General features: G+C 36.0%; 20 protein-coding genes. 5 read left to right on the forward strand and 15 right to left on the reverse strand.

The genetic code is table 11. The features are described 5' to 3' along the window. Window positions 1-46: 46 nt before the first annotated feature. The 4 genes from recA to H8B04_RS00240 all read right to left on the reverse strand — a co-directional run bounded on the left by recA (window position 47) and on the right by H8B04_RS00240 (window position 3,792). Window positions 47-1,072: a recombinase RecA gene (gene recA, locus H8B04_RS00225; RefSeq protein WP_165289853.1), complete on the reverse strand. Its 1,026-nt coding sequence runs from the start codon at window positions 1,070-1,072 to the stop codon at window positions 47-49. Between the two features lie 108 nt (window positions 1,073-1,180). After that, window positions 1,181-1,849 carry an endonuclease III gene (gene nth / locus H8B04_RS00230; protein ID WP_190301087.1) on the reverse strand — a complete coding sequence of 223 codons (669 nt, stop codon included), beginning with the start codon at window positions 1,847-1,849 and terminating at the stop codon, window positions 1,181-1,183. A 69-nt stretch (window positions 1,850-1,918) separates the two neighbouring features. Continuing rightward, the gene (locus tag H8B04_RS00235; RefSeq protein ID WP_165289855.1) at window positions 1,919-2,095 is read right to left on the reverse strand and encodes a hypothetical protein; all 177 of its coding nucleotides are present in this window, start codon (window positions 2,093-2,095) and stop codon (window positions 1,919-1,921) included. A gap of 71 nt (window positions 2,096-2,166) precedes the next feature. Next, window positions 2,167-3,792 carry a S8 family peptidase gene (locus tag H8B04_RS00240; protein ID WP_190301088.1) on the reverse strand — a complete coding sequence of 542 codons (1,626 nt, stop codon included), beginning with the start codon at window positions 3,790-3,792 and terminating at the stop codon, window positions 2,167-2,169. A 340-nt stretch (window positions 3,793-4,132) separates the two neighbouring features. Here H8B04_RS00240 and H8B04_RS00245 point away from each other — a divergent pair, with 340 nt between their 5' ends. Beyond that, a complete protein-coding gene (locus tag H8B04_RS00245; RefSeq protein ID WP_190301089.1) occupies window positions 4,133-6,289 on the forward strand; it encodes a S9 family peptidase in 2,157 nt (718 codons plus the stop codon). 14 nt (window positions 6,290-6,303) lie between these two features. After that, window positions 6,304-6,885: a YceI family protein gene (locus H8B04_RS00250; RefSeq protein ID WP_190301090.1), complete on the forward strand. Its 582-nt coding sequence runs from the start codon at window positions 6,304-6,306 to the stop codon at window positions 6,883-6,885. Between the two features lie 62 nt (window positions 6,886-6,947). Here the strand turns inward: H8B04_RS00250 and H8B04_RS00255 are convergent, their stop codons facing one another. The 5 genes from H8B04_RS00255 to H8B04_RS00275 all read right to left on the reverse strand — a co-directional run bounded on the left by H8B04_RS00255 (window position 6,948) and on the right by H8B04_RS00275 (window position 11,204). Next, on the reverse strand, window positions 6,948-7,103 hold the full coding sequence (locus H8B04_RS00255) for a FeoB-associated Cys-rich membrane protein (protein ID WP_165289859.1): 156 nt from the start codon (window positions 7,101-7,103) through the stop codon (window positions 6,948-6,950). A gap of 134 nt (window positions 7,104-7,237) precedes the next feature. Further along, entirely contained in the window at window positions 7,238-9,340 is a 2,103-nt protein-coding gene (gene feoB / locus H8B04_RS00260) for a ferrous iron transport protein B (RefSeq protein WP_190301091.1), read from the reverse strand. Continuing rightward, window positions 9,340-9,579, reverse strand: coding sequence for a FeoA family protein (locus H8B04_RS00265; RefSeq protein WP_165289861.1), 240 nt, complete (start codon window positions 9,577-9,579; stop codon window positions 9,340-9,342). The genes feoB and H8B04_RS00265 overlap by 1 nt, the downstream gene beginning before the upstream one ends. 176 nt (window positions 9,580-9,755) lie before the next feature. Continuing rightward, the gene (locus H8B04_RS00270) at window positions 9,756-10,607 is read right to left on the reverse strand and encodes a ZIP family metal transporter (protein WP_190301092.1); all 852 of its coding nucleotides are present in this window, start codon (window positions 10,605-10,607) and stop codon (window positions 9,756-9,758) included. A gap of 3 nt (window positions 10,608-10,610) precedes the next feature. Further along, window positions 10,611-11,204 carry a phosphatase PAP2 family protein gene (locus H8B04_RS00275; RefSeq protein WP_190301093.1) on the reverse strand — a complete coding sequence of 198 codons (594 nt, stop codon included), beginning with the start codon at window positions 11,202-11,204 and terminating at the stop codon, window positions 10,611-10,613. Between the two features lie 187 nt (window positions 11,205-11,391). Between H8B04_RS00275 and glmM the strand changes: the two genes are divergently transcribed. Further along, on the forward strand, window positions 11,392-12,777 hold the full coding sequence (glmM, locus tag H8B04_RS00280) for a phosphoglucosamine mutase (protein ID WP_190301094.1): 1,386 nt from the start codon (window positions 11,392-11,394) through the stop codon (window positions 12,775-12,777). 35 nt (window positions 12,778-12,812) lie between these two features. Here glmM and H8B04_RS00285 read toward each other — a convergent pair whose 3' ends face one another. From H8B04_RS00285 to H8B04_RS00295, 4 genes are all read right to left on the reverse strand, one after another. Continuing rightward, entirely contained in the window at window positions 12,813-13,058 is a 246-nt protein-coding gene (locus H8B04_RS00285; protein ID WP_190301095.1) for an NADPH-dependent FMN reductase family protein, read from the reverse strand. Window positions 13,059-13,076: 18 nt separating this feature from the next. Further along, window positions 13,077-13,313, reverse strand: a complete 237-nt coding sequence (locus tag H8B04_RS00290; RefSeq protein ID WP_190301096.1) for a flavodoxin family protein — start codon at window positions 13,311-13,313, stop codon at window positions 13,077-13,079. 86 nt (window positions 13,314-13,399) lie between these two features. Beyond that, window positions 13,400-13,600 (reverse strand): YqaE/Pmp3 family membrane protein, encoded by a 201-nt coding sequence (locus H8B04_RS17385; RefSeq protein ID WP_394354865.1) that lies wholly within the window; start codon window positions 13,598-13,600, stop codon window positions 13,400-13,402. A 12-nt stretch (window positions 13,601-13,612) separates the two neighbouring features. Next, window positions 13,613-13,903 carry a DUF4342 domain-containing protein gene (locus H8B04_RS00295; RefSeq protein ID WP_165289866.1) on the reverse strand — a complete coding sequence of 97 codons (291 nt, stop codon included), beginning with the start codon at window positions 13,901-13,903 and terminating at the stop codon, window positions 13,613-13,615. A 228-nt stretch (window positions 13,904-14,131) separates the two neighbouring features. Here H8B04_RS00295 and H8B04_RS00300 point away from each other — a divergent pair, with 228 nt between their 5' ends. Continuing rightward, the gene (locus tag H8B04_RS00300) at window positions 14,132-14,578 is read left to right on the forward strand and encodes a hypothetical protein (protein WP_165289867.1); all 447 of its coding nucleotides are present in this window, start codon (window positions 14,132-14,134) and stop codon (window positions 14,576-14,578) included. A gap of 64 nt (window positions 14,579-14,642) precedes the next feature. Here the strand turns inward: H8B04_RS00300 and H8B04_RS00305 are convergent, their stop codons facing one another. Both H8B04_RS00305 and H8B04_RS00310 read right to left on the reverse strand, forming a co-directional pair. Continuing rightward, complete coding sequence (locus tag H8B04_RS00305; protein ID WP_165289868.1) at window positions 14,643-15,374, reverse strand: tRNA threonylcarbamoyladenosine dehydratase; 732 nt, start codon at window positions 15,372-15,374, stop codon at window positions 14,643-14,645. After that, entirely contained in the window at window positions 15,371-16,027 is a 657-nt protein-coding gene (locus H8B04_RS00310; RefSeq protein ID WP_190301097.1) for a TatD family hydrolase, read from the reverse strand. The genes H8B04_RS00305 and H8B04_RS00310 overlap by 4 nt, the downstream gene beginning before the upstream one ends. 103 nt (window positions 16,028-16,130) lie before the next feature. Between H8B04_RS00310 and H8B04_RS00315 the strand changes: the two genes are divergently transcribed. Beyond that, window positions 16,131-19,070: a DNA polymerase III subunit alpha gene (locus tag H8B04_RS00315; RefSeq protein ID WP_190301098.1), complete on the forward strand. Its 2,940-nt coding sequence runs from the start codon at window positions 16,131-16,133 to the stop codon at window positions 19,068-19,070. Window position 19,071 lies beyond the last annotated feature (1 nt).

A 19,071-nucleotide genomic window follows, 5' to 3' on the forward strand; every position in this document is an offset into this window, starting at 1 on the left:
TCTCAAGCGCAGTTGAAAAGCCATTTATACAGCATATTAAGAATGATTATTCTTCATTTTCTAATGCAGCTTGATCTAACGCTTCGCCAGAAACTTCCGCTCTGATTTTTGCTTCTAATTCATCTGCTAAATCTGGGTTATCTAGTAATAGATTTTTCACAGAATCACGACCTTGACCTAATTTAGTATCGCCATAGCTAAACCAAGAACCTGATTTTTTGATGATATTGTACTCTACTCCTAAATCGATGATTTCACCTACTTTAGAAATACCTTCACCAAACATAATATCGAATTCCGCGATACGGAATGGAGGTGCAACTTTGTTCTTAACGATTTTAACTTTCACGCGGTTACCTGATACTTCATCCGAATCTTTGATTTGTGAAGTACGACGGATATCCAAACGTACAGATGCGTAGAATTTCAAGGCGTTACCACCTGTAGTTGTTTCTGGGTTACCGAACATTACACCAATTTTTTCACGCAATTGATTGATGAAGATACAACAACAGTTTGTTTTTGAGATAGTACCCGTCAATTTACGTAATGCTTGAGACATCAAACGTGCCTGAAGACCCATCTTAGAATCACCCATTTCACCTTCGATCTCTCCTTTAGGGACCAAAGCTGCCACAGAGTCAATCACGATAACATCGATAGCACCCGAACGAATTAAGTTGTCTGCAATCTCTAATGCTTGCTCACCGTTATCTGGCTGTGAAATCAATAGGTTCTCTACATCAACTCCTAATTTTTGCGCATAATATTTATCAAAAGCGTGCTCCGCATCAATGATGGCTGCGATACCACCTTTTTTCTGTGCTTCGGCTACTATGTGTGTTGCTAAAGTAGTCTTACCCGAAGATTCTGGACCGTATATTTCGATGATACGGCCTTTTGGCACACCACCGATACCTAATGCAATATCCAATCCCAAAGAACCAGTAGAAATAGCTTCGATTGGCTCTACTGCCGAATCACCTAATTTCATGATGGTACCTTTACCGTAGGATTTTTCTAATTTATCTAGAGTAAGCTGTAAAGCTTTTAATTTGTCTGCGTTGCTCATATTTTTAGTATTAACGTTTCAAAAGTAAGATTATATTTTGTATTTGCAAAACTTTTTGCTAAAAAAATTAGTTAATCGTAATTCTATTAAAAATACAATGAAATTTTTTTATTCTTCGATGGTGTTGATAACTTTTGCATTGTAAGTCTTTTCAAAATATTTGCAAAAATGCGTGATAGGACAGACTTCACATTTAGGTCTGCGCGCTAAACAAATATATCGTCCATGAAGAATTAACCAATGGTGCGCTATTTTAATCGTATCAATAGGTAAGAACTTAACCAGCTGTTTTTCTACAGCAAGAGGAGTGGTCGCACGGGTAGTTAAACCCAAGCGATTGCTTACACGGAAGACATGTGTATCCACTGCCATTGCAGGTTTATCATACACGACAGAGGAAATTACATTCGCTGTTTTGCGTCCTACACCTGGTAGTTTGACTAGATCTTCTACTTTCTCTGGTACAATTCCATTGAATTCAGAAAGAAGTTTTTGAGCCATTCCTACTAAATGTTTGGCTTTATTGTTAGGATAGCTTATCGATCGAATATATCCGAATACTTCTTCTACAGAACTTTCTGCTAAAGATTCAGGGGTAGGATAGCGTTCGAATAATGCTGGTGTGACTTGGTTGATACGTTTATCCGTACATTGTGCAGATAGAATTACGGCGATTAATAATTCAAATGGATTGCTATAATGAAGTTCTGTCTGGGCGTCGGGATTGTGTGTAGAAAAATATTCTACAAAAGCTTTGTACCTGTCTTTTTTCAACATATACAAAGATAAGGTTTAATACAAAGTTTAGAAAATAACAAAGTCTCTAAAACCTTAGAGACTTTGCCTTTATTTCTTACTAAACGTTTTCGAATATTGAAGAATACGACCAATCACATTTTGATTTGGTTCTATTACTAAATTTTTGATTTCCTCTTTAATTTTTGCCTCGAATGTATCTTCAATTAACTCTTCTACTTCGTTTGTGTAAGTTTCATGTTCTGTTTGAGTAAAGTTTTCTACCATAAGCAATTGATTCTTTGTTTACTATATAAACGCAGGACCTTAAGCTTTATTGTGAAAAATTTAACTTTTTTTTACTTTTTCTTATTGATGTAATTGTTAGCTTCTACGATTGCATTATAAGCATTCACAATACCACCACTTACAGAGATTTCATCCAGGTAAACTTTCTTCGAACTACCGTCTTTTTTGATTTTAACCTTTTGATCTACTTTAGTAACGGATTTAAGAATAATTTCTTTTACTTCTTTAGCGGACAATTGTGGATAGTACGCTCTTAATAAGGCCGCAACTCCTGATACTACTGGTGCAGCCATACTCGTACCTTGTTGTTCTTTGTATTTGTTTTCAGGCATAGTAGAATTAATTTCTACACCTGGAGCAAATACATCTACAGATTTATAACCAAAGTTTGAAAAGCTCGCTAACAATTCATCATTTAATTTCCAAGAAGTAGCACCTACAGTAATCCAATTACTCGCTTCGCCTGTAATAGCTTCTTGATCATTAGTAAAGTATTTTGTTGGGAAGTTCGGATTAATATCAATATCTTTTCCGTCGTTACCTGCAGCATGCACTAGCAATACATCTTTTTCTTGTGCATAACGAACTGCTTCGTCTACAGCTTTTTTATTGCTTACGTAGCCTTTACCAAAACTCATATTGATGACTTTTGCCCCATTGTCTACTGCGTAGCGAATGCCATTAGCAACATCTTTGTCACGCTCATCACCATTCGGCACTACACGGATAGACATAATCTCTACATTGTCAGCCACACCATTCACACCGATATTGTTATTGCGTTTAGCTGCAATGATACCAGCGACGTGCGTACCATGACTCGCGTCAGGCCCTTTTACGTCTGGATTGCCATAATATCTTTCAGTAGCGTCTTCATAATTGTCACCTACGATATGACGGGGATCAAATTCTTTGTTTAAGTGATATTTGATTTGGGAGCCGAAATATTCGTCTGCCTCTTTGATATCTTCATAGAATTTCTCGAAACTGTCTTTTTCAGTAGCTTTTTTAATAATTGAAATTGCCGTTTTGATATCTCTATTCTCTGTTTTGTAATTTTCTATATCAGTTTTGGTGATATCTTTTGGTTCTTTCCCGATTTCTGCGACAAATTTATCTACGTTTAATTTTAATCTACCGTAATTTGTGTTTCCAAAATTAGCTTCATCATACTTAGAAGTATAGTCGGCGATCATCTTTTGGTAAGCGACAAATTCACGACGTTGTGCTTCATTCAATTTTGTCGAAGGAAGTACTGATGCATAAATAGGATCTAGTTTTTTGATTTGACGCGTTACTTCTAAATTGTCATAATTGACATTCTCTCCATTAGCATTTCCGATAAAATTCCAACCAAATTTGTCGTCGATATATCCATTTTTATCGTCATCTTTACCGTTGGCGTTAGCCTCTTTTTTGTTAATCCAAAGGACGTCTTTCAAGTCTTCGTGGTATACATCTACACCGCCATCTATTACCGCTACAATAACAGGTGTAGCCTTTCTTCCTTTTAACAATTCGTAAGCTTTCTCCGTACTGACACCCATAATGCCGTCAGATTTGTAATCAAGATTGTACCAGTTGGCCGGTGCTTTATCTTTTTTATCTTGGGCGAAACCTGTAAATGGTAATATTCCAATTCCAAGTAAAGCAATGAAAAGTTTTGTTTTATGCATACTTTATGATATAAAATTTTTAAACAAATATAATGCTATTATTATGCCACTAAGACTCTATTAAGTAAGAAAAGATTAGTTGTAACTTAAATATTGCATTGTTAACTATTATGCGTTAGCATGATTTGTTTTTTCAAATTAAGAATAAATTTCTTTTTTAAGAAATTGATGTGATAAAAGGTTTTACTACTTCCATCCAGAACCTTGTTATAAGATTTTATAAATCTTATGAAAAAAGAGATAGAAAGTTAAAGGGGTGATCTTAATATCTTTAAAAAGTTACTCATTTTCAAATGAGGGAAGCGGAATATAAAGTATATTTATTAAAATATATTTTACTATGTTAGCCTCAAAAAACAACTGGATGATTATTTTAAGTATGGCAGTAGCGTCTTGTTCACAAAAAGCTGAAAAAACACCTGTCACTTGGCCTGAAGCCCAGGCGCCTATAGCGGATATTAAACCGCATAATCGTATAATTCATGGAGATACTGTAGTAGATAATTACTATTGGTTGAATGACTTTTTTAAGAAAGGTCCAGATTCAGCGAATGTAGTGAAGTATCTGGAAGCTGAAAATGAGTATACCAAGCAGGTAATGGCGGGTACGGAGGATTTTCAACAAAAACTTTTTGAAGAAATGAAAGGTCGCATCAAAGAAAAAGATGAGTCTGTACCTTATTTCTATAATGGATACTACTATTATAATCGTACTGAAGAAGGTAAACAATATTATAAAGTTTGCCGTAAGAAAGGTTCATTAGATGCACCAGAAGAGATATTGTTGGATGTGGATAAAATGGCCGAAGGAAAGCCATATTATGCTATTGGCGGTTCTTCGGTAAGTCCAAACAACAAGTTGTTGGCTTATGGTGTGGACGAAGTTTCGAGAAGGGAATATGTCTTGCATATCAAGAACCTGGAGACAGGAGAGATTTATAAAGATAGGATAGAGCGTACAAGTGGTGGTGCTACATGGGCTGCCGATAATAAAACTATTTTTTATACTTCTAAAAATCCTGTAACGCTCTTATCCGAAAAAATAAAACGTCATACTTTAGGAACAGATGCATCGCAGGACGTCGTGGTGTATGATGAAAAGGATAATACGAATTATATTGGCGTAGGAAAATCCAAAGATGGTAAATATATTTTTATACAATCGCAGAATACACTTAGCTCCGAAATACGTTATTTAGCAGCGGATAATCCGAATGGTGATTTTAAAGTTTTCCAACCACGTTTGAAAGAAGTGCTTTATTCTGTGACTCCATTAGCAGATAGGTTCTTAATCCGTACTAATGCGGATGGTGCGAAAAACTTTAAGATTGTAGAAACACCTTTGGATAAAACTACCAAAGAAAATTGGAAAGATTTTATTCCGCATCGCAATGATGTGTTAATCGAAGATATCGATGAGTTCAAAGAATTTTTGGTTGTTTCTGAACGTAAAAATGGTTTAACAAATCTTTCTGTTCGTAATCTAAAAGATAATTCAGTACATGATTTGGATTTTGGTGAAGCAGCTTTTACTGTTTATCCAAGTGTTAATGCCGAATATGATACCGATGTAGTGCGTTATGGTTATACTTCTATGGTAACACCATCCTCTACTTTTGATTACAATATGAAAACGAAGGAAAAAACCTTATTGAAACAACAAGAGGTTTTGGGTGGATACAATCCAGAAGAATATGTGACCGAACGTACTTTTGCGACAGCAACAGATGGTACTAAAGTCCCAATTTCATTGGTGTACAAGAAGGGTACAAAGAAAGATGGTTCTGCGCCATTGTTCTTATATGCATACGGCTCGTATGGTGCTTCCATGGATCCAACATTTAGTTCGATTCGCTTATCATTATTGGATAGAGGATTTATCTACGCAATAGCGCATATTCGTGGAGGTGAGGAGATGGGACGTCAATGGTACGAAGATGGTAAGATGATGAAAAAAATCAATACGTTTACCGATTTCATTGACTGTGGTAAATATTTAATTGAAAACAAATACACATCTAAAGGTCATTTGTATGCGGAAGGTGGAAGTGCAGGAGGTTTGTTGATGGGTGCTGTTGTTAATATGGCTCCTGATCTTTGGAATGGTGTTATCGCAGCAGTTCCTTTTGTGGATGTCGTGAATACGATGTTGGATGAAACTATTCCTTTGACTACAAATGAATACGATGAATGGGGGAATCCAAATAATAAAGAAGCTTACTTCTATATGAAATCCTATTCACCATATGAAAATATCGAGGCGAAAGAATATCCAAATATGTTAGTGACGACAGGACTTCACGATAGTCAAGTGCAGTATTTCGAACCTGCAAAATGGGTGGGAAAATTGCGTGCAACGAAGAAAGGAAATAACTTGTTGTTGTTAAAAACCGATATGGACTTCGGTCATGGAGGAGCATCTGGTCGTTTTGATTATCTGAAAGACCAAGCTTTGGAATGGGCATTTATTTTGAAACTAGAAGGGATTACTAAATAATTTAAATTTTATATATGTTGAAAACACGCGTTTTATTCGCTTTTTTTATTCTTTTTAATTTAGCCGCTTATGCGCAGAAATCAGAAACTTTTGTCGTTAACCCGACTAAGTCTTTGGTGAAATGGGCTGGAAAGAAGATTGTTGGTGGAAATACAGAAGGTACTATTCTGGTGTCAAAAGGTTCTTTGGTATTTTCAAATAAGCAATTAAAATTCGGTGAAATCGTCATGGATGCGAAGAGCATTAATTCTGAAAAAGCTCCTTCTCGATTAGTAGCTCACTTAAAAAACGAAGATTTCTTTGATGTCGAGAAATTTCCTACAGGGACTTTTGTTATTACTTCTGTGAAGACAGAAAAAACTACTGCACAAGTTTCGGGCAAAATGACAATTAAAGGTATTACTAAAGATTTGTCTTTTCCAGCGGAAATCACATATGGCAAAGATGTAGTTGTTGCCAAAGCAACAGGAGTAAAAGTAAACCGTACGTTATTTGACGTAAAATATCGCTCGGGGAGTATTTTCTCAGGATTAGGCGATGGTGCTATCGAAGATGATTTTGTATTGGATATTACTTTAGTTGCAGAGAACAAATAAAACTTCTTGAATAAGATCAATAATTCATAATAGAAAAGGCTGCAAATTTGCAGCCTTTTCTATTATATAGTTTTAGAACTTTTATCTAATTCACATCCACAACCTTTGCCACAGCCTCCTTGCGGTTTGGATTTAGAAGGGATAAATTTTCGAATGACAGACACTACAGCAATAATAAATATTACCACGATAATGATGTATTGAAGTGTTAGTGACATAATTTTTTACTTTGTATGATTTGATAATCAAATGTTAGAATAAAACGTCCTTTCGAATGTAGTAAAACGGAATGAGAAATCTCATTGTTTAGATTTCTCCCTTTCGGTCGAAATGACGATTAATGTAAATCACTTTATTTTAAAAGTTGATATGCAATTAAAGCAGCAACATAGGCTAATCCTGTCATAAAACCAGCTTGAATGATTGTCCATTTCCATGAGCCAGTTTCTTTTCTCACGACCCCAATGGTAGCCATACATTGCATTGCAAATGCGTAAAATAATAATAACGATATACCCGTCGCAAAATTATATGTAGGTAATCCGGTATTTCTGTTGATTTCGGATTTCATGCGTTCAAACAAAGTAGCTTTTTGTGCATCATCCTCAATATCGACATCTTCTCCCAAAGAATACACCACAGCTACAGTTCCGACGAATACCTCACGAGCTGCAAAAGAAGCTAATAATCCGATTCCTATTTTCCAATCATAACCCAAAGGTCTGATTACAGGCTCAATTCCTCTACCTAAATAACCCAAATAAGAATATTCTGTTTTGTATGCTGAAACTTCTAATTGAATTTCTTCATCCGAAAGGTGAGGTTTTTCTGTTGCGATGTATTTTTCTGGTTCTGAAAAACGGTCATTTGGACCGAAATTACCCAATACCCAAAGAATAATGGAGATAGCCAAAATAATCTTACCAGCACCCACTAGGAAACCTAAAGATTTCTCCCAAACGGTATTTAAGACATTTTTTAAATCTGGTTTTTTATATGTAGGTAATTCGAATATTAAGAAGGAATTACGTACAGATTTTATGATTTTGTTTAATATCAAAGCCGAAAGCAAAGCCCCGATAATCCCCAATAAATACATTCCAAATAGTGTGATTCCTTGAAGATTAAATCCTAAGAATTCAGTGTCTGGAATGACCAAGCCAATAATCACAATGTAAATTGGCAACCTAGCAGAACAAGTCATAAAAGGAGTTACCAGCATGGTTAAAAGGCGTTCTTTTGGATTTTCGATATTACGCGCCGACATCACGGCTGGAATAGCACATGCCGCACCAGACATTAATGGAATTACGGATTTGCCATTTAAACCAAAAGGTTTTAACCAACGGTCCATCAAGAAGACTACACGGCTCATATAACCTGTTTCTTCCATCAAAGCGATAAAAAGAAATAGAATAATAATCTGAGGCAAGAAAATCACGATACCACCAATACCCGCTATGATTCCGTTGACCAATAAGTCATTTAATGGACCTTCTGGGAAGTTACCCGCTACATATTCACCTAATGATGCGAATAATCCATCTACAGCATCCATTAAAGGTCCCGACCAAGCATAGATAGCTTGGAAGATTAAGAATAAAATGCCAAAGAAAATAATATAACCTAATATCGGATGAATAAGGATATTGTCTATTTTCTCAGTAAAAGAAAGCTTTTTGTTTACAGATTTAGTTACAATAGCAGCTAAATCTCTTTGTATCTTATCGTGACGAAGAATTGCTTCTTCTTTTTGCAATTGTTGGGTGGAAATTTGGTGATTAGCGCGGATAGCCTGTAATTCTTTACACGTTTCCACCGGAAGAATATTTTGATTATCCAATGCCAAATGCATCCACGTCTTATATTCTGTATCTAAAGGAAATAATTTTTTAGCCGCTGATAGTGCTTCAGCATATTGCGTAGGCAATTCCAAAGATCCAAAATATGGTCCTACTTGGGTTTCAAATCCTTTGATTAGTGCATCTACACCTTTTCCCGTGCGTGCATTGGTACGATAAAAAGTAGTTTTAAGATAAGCTTGTAGTTTTTCGTAATCTATCTCCAAACCTTTATCTGCAATTTCGTCTTCCATATTAATGACGAAAATAGCAGGTAAACCAATTTCACGAACCTGTTGATAGATAATTATACCACGGTTGATCGTACTTGGTTCAGACACAACTACTACAAGTTCTGGATATTCCTTCCCATTCTTATTCAATAAGATATTTAATACAACCTCTTCATCCAATGAATTTGGGAAAAGTGTATATGTACCTGGAAGGTCGATAATATGATATTCATTGTTATTAGCTTTGATGGTACCTTCTCTTTTTTCAACAGTGATACCAGGGTAATTACCTACTTTTTGATTGAGTTTGGTGATTCGATTAAAAAGAGATGTCTTACCTACATTCGGATTACCCAATAAAGCTATAGTCTTTTTCTTCATTATATTTTCGTTGCTAAAATTAAAGCCGCTTCGGATTTACGGATGGCAATTAATGAATCATCGTGTTTGATATTGATGCAGATAGGACCATTAAATGGCGCTTTATGCTTTATCGTAATGGCAGATCCAGGTGCAAAGCCTAATTCATAAAACTTAGCAGGAAGTGAATCATTGATGAAAGAATCAATTACGGCTTCATCACCTTTATCAAGTTTGTCAAGCGATACTTTATTTTGCATTATTGTTATTTTAAACAAGAATTAACTGATTTGAATGGTCAAATATACTCAAAATAGCCATAGAGCTAGGCAGAGTTATTGTCAAATCTTTGTTAGTTATTTAGAATGATTAAAAATAAATCAAATAGAAAGCAAAAGTCCAAATCTTTTGAGATCTGGACTTTTATTTATATTGTTTAATGATTATGGTCTTCGTGATTATTATGATCATGTCCTTCGTGATTGTGGTCGTGATGTTCATCCTTGTGTTCATGGAGATCATGTTCTTCAGTGCCGTGTTGATGTCCTCCGTGACTATGGTCGTGAGCAGGGAACAAGAATGTGGTCAAGGATAAAGCTATACCTAAAAATACAGCTGCCATCTTCTTTTTGTTGAAATGATGGTGGTCGGCAGATCCCGATTCAAATAAAATCGTAGTGGAGATATGTAAAAATATACCAATAACCACAGCCATGATTTTATCAAAATGTTGGGATAAATTGCTCACCTCTCCATCGCTCAACACATTACTCGTTAAGAATCCTAGTGGTGTCATCGAAGCAAAAACTAACAACAAGACAATGATTGCATTTTTAGATAGTCTAGTGTTCAGCAATAAACTTCCTAAGGCAAATGCTGCAGGAATGTGGTGCACTGCAATACCAAAAACCAATTGGGATTGATGACCTGATACCAAAGGCATCCCTTCTAGGAAGGCGTGCAGACATAAACTTATCATAATGCCTAACGGAAAACCTGCTTCATGGTGGTGTATATGTCCATGCTCAATTCCTTGCGAAAATTGTTCTAATAACAATTGGAATATAAAACCGCCCAAGATGTAAAGACCAATTACTTCAGGACTTGTATTTCCTTCTGTATAAGCATGAGGAATTAGATGCAATACCGTAATAGCAAATAAGTAAGCTCCACTAAATGACAGTATCAGCTTTAAGTAATTTGTGTTGTCGCGTTTTACAAAAAATACTGCCAATCCTGCGATCGAAGCAGATATGAAAAGTATAGCAACAATAAGAAAAGGACTCATATATTATTGTGTCGTTAAATTCTGTTTTTCTTCTACGAAAGAGGGAACAAAGCGATTAAACAAATAGCCTGTCGTTAATCCAATGAGTATTCCCAATATGGATCCGCAAAGTACGTCGAAAGGATAGTGTACACCTACATAGATTTGTGAAAAGGAAATAGCTGCCGCCCAAAGGATACATAACCATAGGGTATGACGCCATTTGCGACGGAACAATACAATCCAAAAGAAAGCCATTGCAAAATGATTCGTGGCATGTGAACTGGTAAAACTATAACCGGTTCCGCAACGTACACGTACATTTACGTCATGTTTGAACTCAATGTCATTACATGGACGTACTCTTTTTATATTCTTTTTGATGAGATGTGACGAAACAGCATCCGAAATTCCAAAATTCAATAGGGTACAAGCCACTATAATTATCCCTAATTTGCCATAATGCTTAATGAAAAAGATAATCAAGAATAAATATAATGGAGCCCACGTGTAAGGGTTTCTTAAAATCGGCAGTAGCCAATCAAATACAGGATTGCTCATTCCTTGGTTGATAGCCAAGAAAATTTCCTTATCTAATTCGATGATTTGTTGTAACATATATTTGATTGTGGTTTATGTATTGAATGCTAAAAATACATTATTTTCCATCAAAGTGAAATAGTATTAATCTGCAAAATACACAAAGTTGCAACAAAGGTAGTCTTTTTGAGATTATTTTGGAATAATAACTTGTCTTTTTTTTAGATTGTCTTATTTTTACAGCTCATAAACTTGAAAGAAAAATATGACTTTAATAAAATCCATTTCTGGAATACGTGGTACTATTGGGGGACGAGCTTCAGAAGGTCTTACACCTATAGATATCGTTAAGTTTACAGCTGCTTTCGGAAAAATTCTTATAGGCAAATCAGGTAATAAAAAAATTGTAGTAGGTCGCGATGCGCGTGAATCGGGAGAGATGGTAAGTAATTTAGTAGTAGGTACTTTGCAAAGTATCGGTGCTGAAGTTATCAACTTGGGATTGTCTACAACTCCTACCGTAGAGATTGCTGTTCCTTTGGAAAAAGCGGCTGGTGGTATTATTTTAACAGCTTCACACAATCCTGGTCAATGGAATGCCTTAAAATTGTTAAATGAAAAAGGTGAGTTTATCTCTGATATTGAAGGGAAAGAAGTTTTGGCGTTAGGAGAAAGCCTGGATTTTGATTTTGCAGAAGTACAAGATTTAGGTCAGGTAATAAACGATGAATCATATTTACAAAAACATATTGATGCCGTAATAGCATTAGAATATGTAGATGTAGAAGCTATAAAAAATGCAAACTTTAAAGTTGCGGTAGATGCGGTAAATAGTACAGGTGGTATTTTTATCCCAGCATTATTGGAAGCATTGGGCGTTCAAACCATTTACAAAATTCACTGCGAACCAAACGGTAAATTTCCGCACAATCCTGAGCCATTAAAAGAGCACTTGACGGATTTATCTGCTGCTGTATTGGAAAATGGTGCGGATTTGGGTATTGCTGTTGACCCCGATGTAGACCGTTTAGTGTTTATGATGGAAGATGGTGAGTTGTTCGGTGAGGAATACACGTTAGTTGCGGTAGCGGATTATATTCTTTCAAAACAAAAAGGTAATACAGTTTCTAACCTTTCATCAACTCGTGCATTGCGTGATGTAACGTTGAAACATGGTGGCGAGTATTTTGCAGCCGCAGTAGGCGAGGTTAATGTCGTTACTAAGATGAAAGAAGTTGATGCCGTTATTGGTGGTGAAGGTAATGGAGGTGTTATCTATCCGGCTTCGCACTATGGTCGTGATGCTTTGGTTGGCGTGGCTATCTTATTATCGCACTTAGCAAAATTGGGTAAGAAAATGTCCGAATACCGTGCTGAATTGCCGCAGTATTATATGTCTAAAAACAAAATCACATTGACTCCTGATTTGGATATTGATGGTTTGTTGGATGCGATGCAAAAGAAATATGCACACGAAAATCATACAACTATAGATGGCTTAAAAATTGACTTCGAAAACGAATGGGTTCACTTACGTAAGTCAAATACAGAACCTATTATTCGTATTTATTCAGAAGGTCCAACACCTGAAGCTGCCGAAGCAATAGCGCAGAAAATAATGAACGAAATGCAAGAAATTATTTCGAAATAACATGTAAAGCCTTCCAAATTTGGAAGGCTTTATTTTTATATATTCTCCGCAATTTTATTTAGTTGATCTGCTGAAATATTATTTTCTATGCAGTGCATTCCCAAGGAGAAGTTCATGCCTAAATAATTACACGTGGCTTTTATAGGAATCCAAAAGTCATCGTCCAAGTGATTGACTATGGATGAAGTAACAAAAATTACACTCTTACCTCTCAACTTTCTTCCCAATACCGTCTCAATTGTTAAAAGATCAGATATTCTATCGAAAAAAGTTTTCATCATAGCACTCATCGCATACCACTAGACTGGTGTGACAAAAATAATAGTACCATAATTTTCAATCAGTTCCGTAATTAATGGAAAGAAATCATCGCTTTTATTTTGATGCGTATAATCGAAATTTGATATGTTATAGACTGCTAAATTATAGAGTTTAATTTTTAGTTTATCAGCAATTGAGTGAGCAATATTGTAAGTATTTCCTTGATTGTTGGAGCTTCCGAATACAACTGCAGATTCGAGTTTTTTAACTGCCATTATACTAAAATACTCATTAAAGTAAAACAACAAAAGCCCTATCAAAATTTTGATAGGGCTTTTAATAGAATAATTAAACATGTAAACTAAACAAAGTGTGCTTGCTGATAATATCTTTGTAATCTCTTTTTATTTCTCGCGTCAAGATAAGCTGCAACTGCCCAAATGGCTGCTGGCAACCATCCAATTAATGTACACTGAAGGATTACGCATAGTATTCCTATTAAGATTCTTCCTCTCAAAAAGAAAGATAACCACGGAAATAAAACGGCTATAAGTATCATCATGCTGGGCGAAAATTAAACTAAAGGATTTTCTTCTTGAGCTACAGTTTCTTCAGCTTTAGGCTCATCGTCTTTACGCTCAACAATGATTTTACATTCAGCAACGATAGCTGCAATCGCACCAACAGCAGCAAAAATTGGAGCTAAAAATACACCTACAATACCTATAGAAACTGGAAAGCTGATAATTTCTTTTTCGTTTTTGTCGGCTATAGTGATTTTAGTGACGTTAGCTTCTTTGAAAAGGTCTTTTACTTTCTTAAGTAAGTTTTCACCCGAAATATTAAAAGTTTCTTTGTATGCCATAATATTAAAATTTATATGTTTCTAACAATTATCTTTCTGATTATGTTTCAAATGTAGACGATGATTTATCTTTTGATAATGTGAATTAGGTGAACTCGGTACGTTACTCGGTGAATGGCTGTTTTGACTCGGTTAAGATTTACGGTTTCAGCAGTCTTTTTGGTAAATTTATGATAAGTAAAAAAGAAGTAATTAACATTATATTAGGAGGATAGGACAATGCTGTACATGCTAAAGCGAAATTTCTGGAACAACCACATTGAATTGTTAAGAGATAATCATGTAATCGGAAAAGTAGAGAAATCGGGTTTCTGGGGAATACATGCGAAAGGATATTTATTGGACAAAAACTATACTTTCTTAAATAAGGGAAATTTCTCATCTCGTACAGAGATTAGGGATGATAATAATAATTTAATAGGAGAAGTTATATATTCTATATGGTCTTCTAAGGCAAAAATAGATTTAAACGGTAAAAAATATTATTGGGGACCTAAAAATTTCTGGGGTACTAAATGGAAGTTGACAGATGAGCTGGGAAGAGAAATTTTTATAGAGAAAAATGAGTTTACCGTAAACTTTGCTTCTACAGAAAATTTGGAATTTATATATTTCTTGTCCGCTTTTTTACTGTATAATTCTTATAAAAGAATGGCAGCAGCTACTGCTGCATAAGCTAATATATTTTGAGTTTATAATCTAAAATAATAAGAGCGAGATTTTGTCTCGCTCTTATTTGTTATACTGTTTTCATATCAATTAAATCTCGAATGGCAACCGAAGCAATTGCACCACCAAAAGCAGCAGGCAAATACGACATTGTACCATAAGCAGATTTTTTGTAGTTACTTCCATCTGTGTACAATAAAGAGGCTTTGTCAGGTAATTCTGTAGAGAAAGCGACTTTTACACCTTTACGAATATCGTGTTTACGTAGTTTTTTGCGAATATGTTGTGCTAATTTGCAGTTGTACGTATCGCTGATGTCGGCAATTCTGATTTTTGTAGGATCTACTTTACCACCAGCCCCCATTGAGCTCACGAAAGGAATATTTGCCGCATAAGCTTGACGAATCAAGAATAATTTTGGTGTGATACTATCAATAGCTTCTACAATATAATCTGGTTTTTCAGCAATCAAGGCTTCCACACGGTCAGGAATTACAAATTCTTCATATACTGTCAAATCCAATTCTGGATTGATATCCAACAGACGTTGCTTCATAATTTGCGCTTTTGCTACGCCGTGATTAGTTGCCAAAGCAGGAAGTTGTCTGTTGCGGTTTGATGGATCTACGGTATCGCCATCGATAATAGTCATTTTTCCTACACCTGCTCGTGCGATGAATTCTGCAGCAAATGATCCTACACCACCCAATCCTAACACCAATACATGCGAATTTGCTAATTTTTCTAAAGCCTCACGGCCGATTAAAGCTTCTGTTCTTGATAACCAAGATAAATCTTTCATTCTACTATTGTGTATCTAAATATTTTCTTAAAATTTTGAATGATTTGTTCTTGCAATGCAGACATTCTGATTTTTCGAACGCTGCAAAAATAAGAATAAATATCTACTACATTGGTAGATTTATCATCCGTTTCGAAGAAAATTTTTTCTAAATCTACGGATTGAATAAAATCATCCTGATTTCCTTGGAGGATAGAAGTGCCAAAGCTAATGTAATAGCCTTGCAGCAGTATAGAATTTCCTAATTCCGCTTTTTTATTAAATCCATGAAAAATAACGGGAACCGTAACTTTTTGTTCTCTAAGCGTCGCAAACACTTCCTGATAAGCTTTTACACTGTGGATAATCAATGGCTTTTGCAATTCATTTGCCAATTGAATTTGCTTTTCAAAAATTTCGATTTGTAATTGCCAATTGGTTTCTGTGAGCTTGTCCAATCCGCATTCGCCAATGGCCAAAGCATTTTCTTTAGAAGCCTGCAATTTTAGCGTTTCATACTGCGCATTGACATCTTCAAGCACATACCAAGGATGTATTCCCACCGAACAAGGTATCTCTGGAAAATTCTCTTTACCACTGATACAATTCAGCAATTGAAAGCTGTTTGGAGCTTCTTGAAGTCGATGGTTATGAATGTCTATGTAGGGCAACATACCTGCAATTTACTAAAAGAAATATAGTGGTTGTGAAAATAATGTTGAAATATTTTACTAAAAATGTTAGCAAAACAAGGTTTTGAATACCTAGTTTTGTACTATGTTTTTGAATTGCAAGACTTGGTTTAGTTTTCATTATGGCACGTATGAGCCTAAGAAATTGATAGCGCACGCTAAAGATTTAGGTATTAAATCTTTGGCGCTGACGAATATTAATTCGACGGCGGATTGCTGGGATTTTGTGGATAAATGCCAAAAGGAAGGTATTAAACCAATTATTGGCACTGAAGTGCGCAATGAAGATAACTTTTGTTATGTGCTGTTAGCCAAGAATAATGCAGGGCTTTTGGCGATACATACTTTCTTGTCTTACCATAAACAAAAGCAAATTCCTTTTCCTGCTAAGCCAAGTTTTACTGTGCACGACGTGTGGGTGATTTATCGTTATGAAGAACATATTTTACAACAGCACTTTGGTCCGAATGAACTGATTGGCTTGGATATTCCGCATCTAAATAATCTGACTTGGCAGTTGCATTTGGGATTGGACAAATTTGTGATTTTGCATCCAGTGACGTATCAGGACAAAACGCATTATGATGTACATCGGATTCTGCGTGCAATAGCAAAGAATACTTTGCTGTCCAAATTGAGTAAATCTGATTATGCAGGCGATGGAGAAATTCTGTTGGAAGAACAAGAGTTGGTGAGGGCTTTTGCACGTTTTCCATCCGTTATTTCCAAGACGATGGTAGTCATTAATACTTGTTCCATCGAAATGGAATTTCATACGGATAAGAATCGGAAATATTTCACCACTTCTGCGGAAGATGATTCAGCCTTGCTGCGCAAATTAGCAATGGAGGGATGTAAAGTACGTTATGGGCTACGAAACAAAGTCGCACTAGAACGAGTAGAGAAAGAGCTGAAAATGATTGCTGATTTGGGATTTAATGCTTACTTTCTGATAGTTTGGGATATTTTACGCTATGCGAATGAGCGTGGATTTTATCATGTGGGACGAGGGAGCGGGGCAAATTCTGTCGTAGCGTATTGTTTGCGAATTACGGATGTAGACCCGATTAAACTGGATTTATATTTCGAACGTTTTTTGAATCCTAATCGTACTTCGCCACCCGATTTTGATATTGATTTCAGTTGGCAGGATCGTGATGCCATTTTTGAATATATGTTTATGCGCTATGGTCGACAGTATGTGTCGTTATTGGGCATGTATAATACCCTTCAGCGACGAGCTATTATTCGGGAATTGGGAAAAGTTTTTGGTCTTCCCAAAGAAGAAATTGATCGGTTGGTAAGTGCTAGGGAATGGAATGCAGAAGATAAATTTCAACGCTGGATAAAGAAATATGGCGAGTTGCTGATCAATTTTCCGACAAATATTTCGGTACATGCAGGAGGGGTGCTTATAAGTGAAAAACCTTTAAATCAATATGCGGTGACCGAATTACCTCCAAAAGGTTTTGTGACAGCACATATGGATATGTTTGAAGCCGATAGGATAGGGCTATATAAATTTGATATTCTGAGCCAGCGTGGATTGGGACATATCAAAGATGCGTTGGAATTGATTGCCAAGAATCGAGGAAAGCACATTGATATTCATCAGGTCGAAGGCTTTTTTAATGATCCTAAATTGGCAAAAAAGATACGTGAAGCAGACACTATTGGCTGTTTTTATATAGAAAGCCCAGCTATGCGTCAGCTTTTGGGAAAATTGAAATGTTCGGATTACTTGACTTTGGTAGCAGCGAGTTCGATCATTCGTCCAGGTGTGGCGCAATCTGGTATGATGAAGCAATATATTGAGCGTTATCTTGATAAGGATAAAGTTGTTTATCTGCATCCTAAAATGAAAGAATTGCTTGAAGAAACTTATGGTGTAATGGTGTATCAAGAAGATGTAATCAAGGTAGCGCATCATTTTGGAGGTATTTCATTGGATGAAGCGGATATCTTGCGTCGGGCGATGAGTGGAAAATATCGTTCGGAAAATAAGTTTGAAATTCTACGACAAAAGTTCTTTGCAAACTGTCGTGCATTTGGTTACGAAGAATCTGTCACATCAGAAGTGTGGCGTCAGATGGAAAGTTTTGGTGGGTATTCTTTTGCGAAAGGGCACTCGGCTTCGTTTGCGGTAGAAAGCTACCAAAGTCTTTTTCTCAAAACCTATTATCCGCAGGAATTCTATGTTGCAGTAATCAACAATTTTGGCGGTTTCTATCGTACGGAATTTTACTTTCATGAGTTGCGTCGCAATGGTGGCGATATTCAGTTGCCTTGCCTCAATAACAGCGATTATCTAACGCATATTCAAGGCAATAAAGTCTATGTGGGTTTTATTCATTTGCAAGGTTTGGAAGAACGTTTTGCACATCAAATTATTGCGGAACGAAAACAACATGGTCCGTATCGCGACTTACATGATGTTTTCCAACGTTTGCACCCTTCTTCCGAACAGTTAAACTTATTGATTCGAATAGGCGCGTTGCGGTTTACAGGTTTGGATAAGAAAACATTGCTTTGGGAAGCAAATTTCAAAAGTAAGCGTGTAGAAAAGGAAATTCCAGTCAGTTTATTTTCTACAGATGAACCACATTTTTCGTTACCAACTTTCGAAGAAGATCGTTTGGAAGATTTGAAGGACGAATTGGATTTATTGGGATTTGTAGTGGGCGATTTTTTTGAACTGCTGGAAGAAAAATATTTGCAAGGCGTTATAAAAGCCAAAGATTTACCACAATATTTAGGACAACAGGTAAAAATCGTTGGACGGTTTGTGACGTTAAAAGAAACTTGGACGATAAAAAGGGAACGAATGTGTTTCGGAACTTTCTTGGATGCAGAAGGCGATTGGCTGGATACCGTTCATTTTCCACCAGTGTATAAACAATATCCTTTTTTAGGCGCTGGTTTTTATGAAATACACGGTCAAGTGCTGGAAGAATTTGGTGTGTATAGCATCGATGTATCCAGTATGCGCAAGTTAGGGTATAAGTTTGGAACTAAGAATAGGTGAA

The organism is Sphingobacterium litopenaei, assembly GCF_014692495.1.
Taxonomy (GTDB): domain Bacteria; phylum Bacteroidota; class Bacteroidia; order Sphingobacteriales; family Sphingobacteriaceae; genus Sphingobacterium; species Sphingobacterium litopenaei.